At 39.9% G+C, this 12779-nt stretch carries 10 protein-coding genes; 4 read left to right on the top strand and 6 right to left on the bottom strand.

The features are described from left to right. Position 1 precedes the first annotated feature (1 nt). Complete coding sequence (locus CLW00_RS07015) at positions 2–934, top strand: rhomboid family protein (protein ID WP_106132946.1); 933 nt, start codon at positions 2–4, stop codon at positions 932–934. A gap of 32 nt (positions 935–966) precedes the next feature. On the opposite strand, the gene CLW00_RS07010 is transcribed toward CLW00_RS07015, so the two are convergent. The 3 genes from CLW00_RS07010 to rlmN form a co-directional block, all read right to left on the bottom strand. Further along, positions 967–1443, bottom strand: coding sequence for a hypothetical protein (locus tag CLW00_RS07010; protein ID WP_106132945.1), 477 nt, complete (start codon positions 1441–1443; stop codon positions 967–969). A 149-nt stretch (positions 1444–1592) separates the two neighbouring features. Further along, positions 1593–4292 (bottom strand): TonB-dependent receptor plug domain-containing protein, encoded by a 2700-nt coding sequence (locus CLW00_RS07005; RefSeq protein WP_106132944.1) that lies wholly within the window; start codon positions 4290–4292, stop codon positions 1593–1595. Between the two features lie 173 nt (positions 4293–4465). After that, entirely contained in the window at positions 4466–5524 is a 1059-nt protein-coding gene (gene rlmN, locus CLW00_RS07000; protein ID WP_106132943.1) for a dual-specificity RNA methyltransferase RlmN, read from the bottom strand. A gap of 164 nt (positions 5525–5688) precedes the next feature. On the opposite strand from rlmN, the gene CLW00_RS06995 reads away from it, so the two are divergent. Further along, on the top strand, positions 5689–6825 hold the full coding sequence (locus CLW00_RS06995; protein ID WP_106132942.1) for an App1 family protein phosphatidate phosphatase: 1137 nt from the start codon (positions 5689–5691) through the stop codon (positions 6823–6825). Here the strand turns inward: CLW00_RS06995 and CLW00_RS06990 are convergent. Beyond that, positions 6822–7973 carry an acyltransferase family protein gene (locus CLW00_RS06990; protein ID WP_106133079.1) on the bottom strand — a complete coding sequence of 384 codons (1152 nt, stop codon included), beginning with the start codon at positions 7971–7973 and terminating at the stop codon, positions 6822–6824. The two genes, CLW00_RS06995 and CLW00_RS06990, sit on opposite strands and share 4 nt — an antisense overlap. A gap of 96 nt (positions 7974–8069) precedes the next feature. Further along, positions 8070–8939: a LytR/AlgR family response regulator transcription factor gene (locus CLW00_RS06985; RefSeq protein ID WP_106132941.1), complete on the bottom strand. Its 870-nt coding sequence runs from the start codon at positions 8937–8939 to the stop codon at positions 8070–8072. Between the two features lie 201 nt (positions 8940–9140). On the opposite strand from CLW00_RS06985, the gene CLW00_RS06980 reads away from it, so the two are divergent. Further along, positions 9141–10073 (top strand): dihydrodipicolinate synthase family protein, encoded by a 933-nt coding sequence (locus CLW00_RS06980; RefSeq protein WP_106132940.1) that lies wholly within the window; start codon positions 9141–9143, stop codon positions 10071–10073. 3 nt (positions 10074–10076) lie between these two features. Continuing rightward, a complete protein-coding gene (locus CLW00_RS06975; protein ID WP_106132939.1) occupies positions 10077–11570 on the top strand; it encodes a sodium:solute symporter family protein in 1494 nt (497 codons plus the stop codon). On the opposite strand, the gene CLW00_RS06970 is transcribed toward CLW00_RS06975, so the two are convergent. Continuing rightward, positions 11518–12762 (bottom strand): purple acid phosphatase family protein, encoded by a 1245-nt coding sequence (locus tag CLW00_RS06970; RefSeq protein WP_106133078.1) that lies wholly within the window; start codon positions 12760–12762, stop codon positions 11518–11520. The two genes, CLW00_RS06975 and CLW00_RS06970, sit on opposite strands and share 53 nt — an antisense overlap. Positions 12763–12779 lie beyond the last annotated feature (17 nt).

Raw genomic sequence — 12779 nt, 5'->3', positions numbered from 1 at the left:
TATGTACGGAGGATTTTGGGATAATTTGAGAAATGCGTTTAAGCATAGTAACAACAGCCTATATAAGCTGTTGGCCATCAATATCCTTGTGTTTTTTGTGATGGTGGTCTTCCGGGTATTCTTTACCTTCTCAGGAGCGGGAGGTATCTACCAAGGATTAAGGTCTCTTTTGATGATGCCGGCTGACTTGAGCTCATACATAGTGCAGCCTTGGTCTTTACTTACCTATATGTTTTTTCATGAAGGAATATTCCATATTCTTTTCAACATGCTTTTCCTGTATTGGTTTGGCTTGTTGGTTCATGAATACTTAGGAAGCCGCAAATTGGCCAATTTATATATCTTAGGAGGTATTGCAGGGGCAGTTTTGTATGTGGTGATGTATAATATTTCACCGTATTTTTCGGATGTTTTGGCACAGAGCAGAATGTTGGGAGCAAGTGCCGGGGTATATGCTATTGTCGTCGGAGCAGCGACCTTAGCGCCGAACACAACGTTTCAATTGATCCTGTTGGGGCCTGTTAAAATAAAGTATATAGCGATATTCTATGTCGTCATCGCTTTTGTCAACAGTGCTGGAAGCAATGCAGGTGGAGAGCTGGCGCATTTGGGTGGTGCTGCAATGGGTTTTATGTATATCCGTCAACTGCAAAAAGGCAAGGATTGGGGAATACCCATTCAGGCGATAGGAATTTTCTTTGAGAAGATTTTTGAGAAGAAGCCAAGTGTCAAAGTGTCTTACAGAAAGAAGAAGACATTCACAGCTTCTCAAAACTACACAAGTCCAGAGAACCCTAAACCGAGTCCAGGTTCAAAAATGGGAGAACCTACTCAGGAAGAAATTGATAAGATTTTGGATAAAATTGCTGACAAAGGTTATGAGGCTTTGTCCAAAGATGAAAAACGTAAACTTTTTGAATTTTCGAAAAAATAAAAAAAGAGCGGGCAAACCCGCTCTTTTTTTGTTCAATATCCTCCTAAATTCAATACTACACCAAGTCTCAAGACGGGTAACCTGGAATTTTGACTTTGAATTTTGAATTCCGTGATGAAACCCAAAGTTTCTCCCACATCAAAAAAAGCTCCTGCTCCGAAGTTTCCTCCAGGTCTTGTTCTTGATTGCCCGGGGAGTCCAGGTTGAAAGTTTTCCCAGTAATTGTTGTAACCACCCAAGATATATACCTGCGAAACACCCTGTGTCAGGTAGTATCGTAAATCTACATTGAGATTCATAATCCGGCCGAAGTCCGGGAAATAATAAGAGAAATTCGGTGCGATACCGAAATTATCCAAAAACAGGTATTCGACACCTGCGTTTGCACCTACTTCATTAATACGAAGTCTATAATCTGCACCTAATTGAACCCTAAAATCACCTTGCTCCTGGGCCTGTGCAATTCCTATAGAGGAAATAAAAAGAATAATAAAGAATAGTTTTTTCATGCCCGAAGATAAACATAAATGCAAAAAGCCCCAATGTTGGGGCTTTTTGATTCCTTATTCCTGATTTGAAACTCAGGTTGAATTCTGAAAAGTGTTTGAATTTCAGTTAAATACAGCTCTTTGATTTTCGAAATGGAGTATTCGATGGCTTAAATGTCCTTTTCCAAATAGGATAACCTGCCGTACTTATCCATACCCTGAATTACAATCCTGTATTTCTTGACAATGTCATTGTTGAAGAATTCGATCATTGCAGAGTTATTTTCCCATTCCAATTTTGGATTCCAATACAGCGTAGATCTGTAGTCAGGTGCAGGGGAGTTTTCTTTGTCATATTTAGGCATATAATATTCACTTGCAACAGAATATCCAGGAAATCTGAGGTTGAATACCCCTTCTCCCAAGCTTCCGATTCCAGCGGCTCTTTTGGTATATAAGGCAATTGCACCATTTGCACCACCTACTCCAAATATAGATAGGGAAGCGGCATCTTTGAAGATTTCTACTGAGGCAAGGTCTCGTGGTGATATGGAGCTTGCAAAGCTGGGATCCACTGGTACATTGTCAAGTAATATTAAAGGCATTCCTCCAGCCTGAACAGAGCCAGTGCCACGGATTCTTATGGAAGGAGTTCCCATAGGATCAGGTACTATCCTTACACCTGCAAACCTACCTTGAAGTAATTCCCAAATATCACTGTAGCCTGCAAATCCCCCAATCTCCTCAGGCTTTAGAGAAGCGTCTCCTTTTCCATACATCCTGTTGATCTCTTCCTCTGTGGGATCATACTTCTCTGATGCAATTACAAATTCATCAATCTGGATTTCTTGCATCTCACCATAGGCTGTTTGTGCCAAGCGTCTTTTTTCGGCCGTAGCCAAGTAGTCGCTCATTGCCGCTGAGATTTTGAAATCTTTAAAAACAGGTTCGAAATTTTCCCATTTTAAATATTTTGATATTGGAGGATCCAATTCGAGTTTTACACGCTCCTTATGCCTGTTGTCACTCGCTGAGATTGTAAGCTGCGTGGTATCTTGAAAGTCTAAGTCATCAATGATGAATTTGCCATTTTCTCCAAATTCTACTGCAAGAAAATCTTCTGATTTTCCCTTAGAAAAGACATTGAGCATTCCTCCTGTCAGCCCTCTTCGACCATCTGACTGGGGAGATATGGTACCTGTGATATTGATTCCTTGCTCTATAAAATGTTTGTTTTCAATTTTTCCTTCAAATACCTCTTCCCAATTGAACCTCTTCCAGCCATGTGTCAACATGATAAGCTCAATGGCTTCATCATCTCTGTTTTGCCCTAAGAGTAGCTTGGGCTCATGGATGTTCCCTTTGAGTTCTGATTCTAGTTTGAGATAAGAATTGATGCTTGAGTTATGGGAAAATGGGGACTCACCCGCGTCCACTACGGCAACTGAATAAAAGCCTCCTTCAAAACTGTCTCCGTCTATATTTACCATCCAGCTGTTTTTTCCTCGGGCTTCAGTATTGACTGTGGCCGCATTGAGATCAAGGGAAAGTTCTTTTTCCATGGGAACAAAGACCATTCTTTCAGCCAAGGGAGTGCCCTCTGGCTCGAAGACTGTCAGTTGGTTGATTCCTGGAGCAAGTTGGCTTTTGTTGATTCTGGCTCCACCCACTCCATTGGACAAGTTAAGGACTTGCATATGGCCGATTCTTCCTCGGGCATGTACCACTAAAAGTGCCTCACCACTAGGTGAAATCGATGCAAAGTCTTTTGTCTGGATCAATACGTTGACAAGAGTCTCTTTGGAAGTGTCAACAGCGAGGTTTACACCCTGGGTTTTGATGCCATCCAATGATTTTTCGAAGGTAGAAGCGCCTGACTCCAGCACTACCTTGATAGGCTCAGTGTCCTGCGGTGTAATATTGAATGCAGCCAATCCTGAAGAATTGGTAGAGAACTCAATTTCTTGACCTTGATAATCTATTTTTCCCTTGAGTTGGACAGGCTTCCCATCAGGGTAGATTGCCCTGACAGCTACTTTATTGTTAAAACCTGAAATCAAATCACCACCTTCTGGTAAAAATTGGATATCTATGGCGCTGTTGGGGAAGGGGAGAATGAATTTTCTAGAGATACTATAATCCTCATTTTCAACCAAGTTCAGATTAAGTGCAACTGGTAGGTTTAAATCACCGGATTCCAATTCAAATTCCAATTCGTATTTTCCCTCTCCATTCAACTTGAAATTGCCAGAATTTAGTTCTTTTTGTCTGTTGGCTATTTTAAATTGAACATCTTCTCCAGCGAGTGCTTTCAAACTATTGTCCAGTGCTGTTATTTTGGCTAGGTAATGGGTTTTGTTTCCTTTTTCTTCTTTTTCAAATTCTACAAAAGGCTGAAACTTTAGGTTGTAGGTGTCTAAAATCTGAATATCTGTCTGAAAAACCGCTTCCTCGCCAAAGCCCTTTAGCCAGTAAGAATAAGCTTTTACTTTGTAGCTGCCCTCTCTGGTAAAAGCGTCCAATCGAAAATCACCAAATCCATGGCCCTCTTCCATCTTAATGGTTTTTTGTTGGATCAGTTTTCCTTCCTCATCCAATAAATCAACATACACTACCTTGCTAAGTGGAGATGGAATATCAGGACTCCCCGCAGTGAGAAATACAGAAAACCAGATGTTGTCACCGGAAGCATAAAGACTCCTGTCTAAGTGAAGAAATACTTTTTCTTCAGGTATTTCATCCACGTACACTTCCATTAGTGAAATGATTTTTTCTGAAAGTTCAGCTATACCTGGCTTTTTTTGAAAGGAAGAAAATAGGTAAAGCAATGAAACAAGTAAAAATGGGGTGGCAATCAAGATTTTTTTCATTTGCTAATGATTTTTGTTCAAAAGAACTCGTTTGCCGTAACGGCAAAATCTATAATTTAGTTTTCAAAAGCAATAATAACTAAAAAATCAATATATGTAAAAAAGAGGTTTATTTTTAATTCTTTTTATTAAAAAATTGAAGTACCTGAAGTATTTAAGTGATTATAAAATAATTAAGATATTTGTGCAACTTCATTTTTATTGGCCAACTGACCGCATGCCGCATCTATATCCTGCCCCCTTGATTTACGCACTTTGGCGATAATGCCCTGAGCTTCCAGGACTCTTACGTACATGTTTACCGCTTCTTGGGATGCCTGCCTAAACTCACCCTCGTCTATGGGATTGTATTGTATGATGTTGACCTTTGAAGGGATGATCTTACAGAATTTGGCCAAGGCTTTTGCATGGGCTTCATCGTCATTGATTCCTTCCCAGATGACATATTCATAAGTCACCTTTCTTTTGGTTTTCTGGTACCAGTGTTTCAGAGATTCTGCCAAGTCTTCCAAAGGATTGACATCATTGATGGGCATCAAGCGGCTACGGGTTTCGTTGATGGCTGAGTGAAGGGATACAGCCAAGTTGAAGCGGACGCCATCATCGGCCATTTTTTTGATCATCTTGGGAATACCCACTGTGGACAAGGTAATCCTTCGTGGTGCCATGCCCAGACCTTCCGGAGAAGTGATTTTGTCGATGGCATCAATCACATTATTGTAGTTCAAAAGAGGTTCTCCCATTCCCATAAACACGATATTGGTCAAGGGCCTGTTAAAGTAAGTTTCCGCTTCTTCCTTGATGGCCACTACCTGATCGTAGATTTCATCTGGGTTGAGGTTACGCATACGCTTTAGCCTAGCGGTGGCGCAGAAGTTACAGTCAAGGCTACAACCTACTTGAGAAGAAACACAGGCTGTGATCCTTTTCGAAGTGGGAATCAGCACGGATTCAACGATTTTGCTGTCAAAAAGCTTTACTGCATTTTTGATGGTTCCGTCATTGGAATGCTGCATTAGATCCACCTGGATGTGGTTGATGGAAAAGTTTGCTTTGAGCATCTCTCGTGTATCTTTGGAGATGTTGCTCATATCATCAAAGTTTTTCAAAGACTTGTTCCATAGCCAATCATAGACCTGCTTGGCTCTGAATTTTTTATCACCTTGGGCTACAAAAAATTCTTCCAACTGCTCCAAACTAAACTTTCTGATATCCTTTTTAGCACTTTCCATTTTGCAAAGGTAGGGATTAGATTACAAATGATTTTTAAAATCAACCCGAAAAGGGTTTTTAAGGGAATGAGCTTTCAAATTCTTTAGTTCCCTTTCAGCTAAAACTGTTTTAAATGAAAGTTTTGTTAATTTGAAAGCTGTGTTGTTTCAAATAAATATTTCCGATGACTAAGAGTCAGAAAAGCTTTTCTAAAAGTATTGTATTGCCAATTCTGTATGGTGTAAAAAGAAGGTTTTCCAAGGCCAAGCTTTGGGTTGGGATCAAAACAGGAATCGTAAAATCTATTATGATCCTGCCATACAAGGGTTTTGGAAATGAAAATGAGATTTTTTTGATTGGTAGGGTGCTAAAAGACAGAGGGATTGGAATCTCCAATTTGGATGACAGCCGATGGCTGAATTTCAAGAAAATGTACAAAAGGTTTATGACTTGGGAAATCCCCCGGGTCAAGGTGAAAGCAATGTTTCAAGGTTTGGAACAAATAGTTTCAACAGATGATGAGGGGTATTTTGAAGTCAGGATACAGTCAGATTTGGGCTTTGAGATAAACCAGCCATGGCAGGAAGTGGAGTTGGAACTGCTTGACCAAGTAGTCAAAAATCAAAAAGAAGTAAAATCGAAAGCATTGGTTTTTATACCTTCAGGGAACGTAGAGTATGGTGTGATTTCAGATATTGACGATACTATTGTGCCCACAGGTGCCACTAGGATATGGGAAATGCTGAAGACCACTTTTTTAGGAAATGCCCATACGCGATTGCCCTTTGCGGGAGTAGGCGAGTTTTACAGATCCCTTTCAAAAGGGACCGACGGGGTAGAGAGCAACCCTTTCTTCTATGTGTCAAGTTCTCCATGGAATCTGTATGATTTTCTGATGGAGTTTTTGGAGGTCCACGGCATTCCAAAAGGCCCTTTGATGTTACGTGATTTGGGTTTGTCGAGGGAACAGTTCTTTGCAGGCAGTCATTCTGAACATAAGCTTTTTCAGGTAGAAAAAATATTTGAAATCGAAAAGCAACTTCAGTTTATCCTCATTGGAGACTCAGGACAGCACGATCCCGAGATCTACTTGCAGGCCATCAAAGAATATCCAGGTAAGGTAAAAATGGTTTACATCAGGGATGTTTTGGAACGAAGGGAAAAAGAGGTGCTGGAAATAGCAAGGGAGATGGAAGAATTGGGAGTGGAAATGATTCTTGTAAAAGACACAGTTGAGGCCGCCCTCCATGCCAAGGAAAAAGGCTGGATTTGGGAAGAGGATGTCAGGGATATAATAGCAGAAAAGGAAGCGGTAGATTAAGGTACAAGATTTCCTGACTTTACAGATTTTTCTGTTTGCTTTGGCTTCATCCCAAACATTGGCCGCATTACTTTCCATCTTCTGATTCCAATCTCATAAACCAGCCATGAAAAGCCAAATGTTCCTAGGGACATAAGTAGGAATTTTGACCAAAAGCTCCAAGGCAGGTGCATTAAATAATACCCTATTGCTATGGTGAAAGTTTGATGAAGGATGTAAAATGGATATACAGCTTCATTGGCGTAGCTCAGGGTTTTACTAGGCTTGTTCAGATAGCCAGCAGCATATCCAAACAAAGCCAATATCCAGGCCCAAAGGTTAAACACTTTGAAAAGAGCTTCTATAAAGTGGATCAAGGTTGAGTCCGAATATAACTGCCTCAATCCTATGAGGAGGGTGAAACCAAGCACACCACAATAGAGGTATTTCCTCCTGTTTTTAAGGACAGTTTTCCAGAAAACTTCCTTGACCGAGATCAATAAAAAACCAAAAAAGAAAAGCGTGATATAGTTGACAATATTGAACCAATCTCCCCACAAAGCATGGGTGGAGGGGAAAAAGGGCTCCAGCAAAGATTCCCAGATATAAAGTGGAATGATCAACCAAAATAGGCCAAAAGGTCGGGAAGCCAAGACAGCCGTTTTTTTCAATAACCAAGATTCTGGATGATTTCTGAGGTAAAGTAAAGCAGGGAGCAAAACCAGAGAGAAGAGCAAAAGATAAGGTAAAAACCACAGGTGATGCCAAGAGAAATTTCCTTCTGGATAAACCCCTATAAATGCCTGAGATGGCCAGAATTCAAAATAGCCTCCAGAAAAATGTCCTTTGTCCAACCGTTCAAAATAAACCTGCGGAGGCACAATAAACAGCATACCGACCACCAAAGGCAACAATAACCTTTGAATCCTTTCTTTAGCAAATTGGCCTCCACTTCTTTTTGAAAGCGCGTAGTAGGTACCCATGCCGGAAATTACAAAGAGGATCGGCAAGCGCCATTGATTCAAAAAAAGCATGGGCCATCTAATCTCTGGATATATGATGTCATTTTTGATATGGAATCCCCAAGGAACAAAAAACATCCCAACATGATAGAAGATCAGTAATCCGAAAACGATTACCCTTAACCAGTCTAAGTCGTGTCTGCGCATGATATTGGATTTGATACTCATCCAAAAGTAGGTATTCAAAACAGTCAAAAAAGGGCCTTGTGACCAAAGTCAAAGATTTGGGATGAAATACAAAGGTCATATATCTCTGAATTTCCTTTCAAAGTCAGAGACCATCCCTCTCGATACAGGAAGTGAATCAGAATAATATTTGATTTCCAATTGATAGCCTTGCGCGTTGCCTTTTACTTTTTTCACTTTTTTGAGATTTATTAAAAATGACCTATGTGTTTTAAAAAAATGAGGGAAGGAATCCAATTGGGATTCCAGTTCCTTCATAGTCATTCTTTTCAGGATTTTATTTGTCCCGTCCTCTTTTTCAAAAAATATTTCCAGGTAATTGCCTTCTGATTTTGCAAATAAAAAGTCATCAGTATTAAGTTCAAAATCATCGCTTTTTTGTTGGGTGACAATCGGATGAAATTTCTCCTTCTGGTGTATTAAATCAGGCTGATGATGGCTGTTGAGAGTTTGTGCAGTTTTCAGATGTGCTTTCATCAACCTTAGGTAATTCATGGGGACCAAAATAACAGCAAACAAAACTCCAACCATAAAGGTATTTCTGATTTCTTCCAGAAAATATCGCATGGACCAGTTGTCAGGATTTGCATAAATCATGTCCCTAACCAGAAACTGACTGATCCCTATAGTCAAAAGCACACCTGAAATTAATGTGATTTCACTCCCAACATTCCAATTGTCTTCATTTACCCGTAAATTGTTCAAACCAATTACCAGTAATACACAAAGAAATGCATTCAAGGAATGTATCATTGAAATCCAAAAATAGCTGACTTTGTGTTCAGGACGGTAAACAACAAAGGGTTCAAAAAAGTAGTTGAACGCCATACTCATCCCAAAAATCAAAGCAGCAATAATCCAAAGGTTTTTTCCTTTGAAATAATAGGGGTAAGGTTGCTTCAAAAACTTCAAGGAAGTTGTAGTCATTTGGTTAACGCTAGCAATGTTGCCAATACATATTATTTACTCAAATTTATAATATAATTTGGTGTAATGTAGAAAGTCAAAAAAGACCTAAGCACAAAATACAATATCTTTAAAATCAAAAGTTGGCCTCTATTTCAAATTCACAAAGGATTATTTTTTAAATTGGATTTTCTAGCAAACCTAAATTAAAACCAAATTGGAATGGATATAGCACAATCAACAAGTAGTATGAAAGGTATTATAGTCCCTACGGTTACACCACTACTTTCCACCTCTGAGTTGGATAAAAAAGCTACTGAAAGGCTGACAAATCATTTACTCAATGGAGGGGTTCATGGGGTTTTTATATTGGGAACCACGGGAGAAATATCAAGTCTAAAACCTTCGATCAAAAAAGAGTTGATACAGATTACCTGCAGAACTGTAGATAAACGTGTGCCTGTATTGGTGGGTATCACCCATACTGCCATAGATTCAAGTTTGAAATTTGCCAAAGTTGCCAAAGAAAGTGGAGCCGATGTTGTGGTGGCAGCTCCTCCTTTTTATTTTTTCATAGACCAACAAGACCTCTTGGCATATTATACAAAACTGGCTGACCAAAGTCCCTTGCCTTTGATGTTGTATAATTTTCCTAAAATGACAAAATGTACCATAGCACCTGAAACGGTAGAGAAGTTATCAAAGCATCCAAATATCATAGGACTGAAAGACAGTTCAGGTGATGGGGTCTATTTTGAAAAAATCATTAAGATCAAAAAGGAAAACCCTGATTTCGTGTTTTTGGTAGGGCCAGAGGAAATGACTGCAGGTTCTGTCAGGGCTGGTGCTGATGGAGGGGTAAATGGTGGAGCCAATATTTTTCCTTCACTCTACGTCAAACTCTATGAAGCGGCTAAGAGCAGGGATTATGAAACTGAAGAGAAAATTCAGTCCATTGTCTTGAAAATTTGCGATAAAATATATGGTTGTAGTCCTAAAGCTTCGGCTTATCTGTGTGGGCTTAAAGAAAGTTTGTATTTCTTGGGAATATGCGAAGCACACTTGGCATTGCCGTTATTATCGGCGGATTTGAAAATCAGAGAAACAATCAGACAAGAACTGGAGCCGATTATTTTCGAAATCAAATCCCTTTAACTTATGGGATTACCTGTCTTTGATACCTTGGTATTTTTGTTTTATATGTTGGGTATTATAGGCTTTGGAATTTCTTTCTATTTCAAAAAAAGAGGATCAACGGAATATATCACTGGCGGTGGAAGATTGCCTACATGGGCTTTGGGTATGTCTATTTTTGCTACTTATGTAAGCAGCATCAGTTTTCTTGCATTACCGGGAAGTGCCTACCAGTCCAATTGGAATGGCTTTGTCTTTAGTCTTTCCATACCCTTAGCGGCATGGATTGCGGTCACATTCTTTGTACCATTATACAGGAAAATCCAAAGCCCATCGGCCTATGCCTACTTGGAAAATAGGTTTGGGCTTTGGGCACGTGTCTATGCTTCGGTTTGCTATCTTTTGACTCAATTGGCCCGAATGGGTGCGATCATGTATCTTTTGGCACTTCCCATGCATGCATTATTCGGATGGAGTATTCCCTCGATTATTATTTTTACAGGATTGGCGGTAACGCTATATGCTGTTATGGGTGGGATTGAAGCAGTAGTTTGGACTGACGCTGTGCAGGGATTGTTGTTGATTGTAGGTGCAGTAGGTTGTCTGTTATGGATTGTCTCCCAAATGCCGCAAGGAGTGGGACAGCTTATTGAAATAGGGAAGGCTGAACAAAAATTCTCCTTGGGCAGCATGGGATTGGATTTTGGGAATAACACATTTTGGGTAATTCTCATTTATGGCTTTTTTATCAATCTGCAAAATTTTGGAGTAGATCAAAGTTACATCCAGCGCTACCTAGGGGCCACTACGGATCGAGAGGCAAAAAAATCTACCTGGTTGGGCAGCATTTTATATGTGCCTGTTTCGATGTTATTTTTTATGATTGGAACTGCACTGTACGGGTATTTTAAAGTTTATGACAATCTCCTATCAGAAGAATTGCTTTTAATAGAAAACGCAGACCAAGTATTTCCTTTTTTTATTGTCAACTCGTTGCCTTCCGGAATCACGGGATTGATGATTGCAGCCATATTTGCTGCAGGAATGAGCACAATGTCTACTAGCATCAACAGTTCCGCAACGGTTATTTTGGAGGATCATGTCAAAAAATATTTCAAATTAAATATTGACGAAAAGGCATCTATGAGGGTATTGTACCTTTCCTCGATTTCTGTTGGTTTAGTCAGTATTTTAGTAGCATTGGCATTTAATGGTGTAAGCAGTGCTTTAGAAGCATGGTGGGCTTTGGCCTCTATTTTTAGCGGAGGTATCTTGGGATTATTTTTATTGGGAGTGATGACCCAAGTCCAATCTAAAATTGCACCTATTGCAGGAGTTGTTGTTGGATTGGCTTTGATTGGTTGGATCAGTTTGGATGGTTTGATTTTGTTTTTGCCAACTTTGGGTCTACATAAAAATTTAGCCATAGTGCTAGGTACCATGGCTATTTTTATCTTAGGATTTTCTATTGGTCTTCTATCGAAGAAACCATTGGATTCTCAGGAAACGTATCAATGACATTGCCATCTTCATCCACAGAAATGAAACTAAAATGACTTCCTTCTAAGGTCAATAAGGTAAATGCCCTTACAGATTGGGCTTTTCTAAGGTACCAGGTTTCTTCCACCTCATGGATATCTCTGGGCGCTACACCCCAAGATCCATCTCCCACATAAATAATACCTGATTGATCTATTTCCATACCCTTTATTGGGAATGTCCTCTTGTAAGCGTGATCATGATTTTCAAAAGCTAATTTGACTCCGTTTTTCTCAAATATCGGCGTCCATTCTTCCCGCACTAGTGTTTGTACTTTATCCTCATAATTCCTTACAGAAGGGAAACCGGGGACATGGTAGATGGGGATTTTATGGAGTACATCTTTTCGGTCCTTGAAAGTCTTGTTGAGCCATTTGGTTTGGTCACCTTGTATGGGATTGCTGTGTTCAGTGTCTAAAATGATCAAACTTAAGTATTTTCCGAAGTCTAGCACGTTATAGCCTGGTTGGCCAGGAAAGGCAAACAGGCCGTAAAAGTAGGGTGCTATTCTTCTCCTGAAATCGTTATTTTGTTTATAGCCTGGGTGGTTTCGGTGATAGCCTTCTACGACCTCGTGATTGCCAACGGCAACTACGCAAGGCAATATTCTTCCATCATCAGTCACCAGCGTGGTGGAATAAGCATCAAACCAATCGTAAATCCTCTGAATATTGTTAGCAATGCCATTTTCATAAGCCATATCTCCACCGATGATGACAAAATCCGGTTCGTATGAAGTCACTACACGGTTGGTTTTTTCAAACCAATTTTTTTGGTGCATAGAATCTCCTCCTATTGCAATCTTAATGCTGTTTTTCCCCAGATCGTCAGGCATGGTCCTGAAATAATAAAGTGTAGTGCCTCCGTCAAAACTCACCTCATATTCAGTAGCTGGTTGAAGCCCTCTTACTGCTACCCTGTGTACCTTTCTTTCTGAAAAAGGAAATGGAAGGACTTTGCTTTCGAAGCTTCTCCACTCCTCGTTTCCTTTTCTACGGAAGTTGAGTTGGAGTGGCTCAGTATCATCTGTATGCCAATCCACGTCGATGGAGGTCGTGGGATCTTCAGTCCATGTTAGGTAAAAGGCATGCGGGGAGTTTTGGCTAATTGCGGCAGAAAAACTCAGAAGCAAAAAGCAAATCCCAAGTGAGATTTTTTTAAGTGTATTCATCTTTATGAGTGAGTTGG

The sequence above is a fragment of the Mongoliibacter ruber genome (assembly GCF_003003005.1).
GTDB lineage: Bacteria > Bacteroidota > Bacteroidia > Cytophagales > Cyclobacteriaceae > Mongoliibacter > Mongoliibacter ruber.
This window is presented reverse-complemented; position numbering and strand designations above follow the sequence as displayed.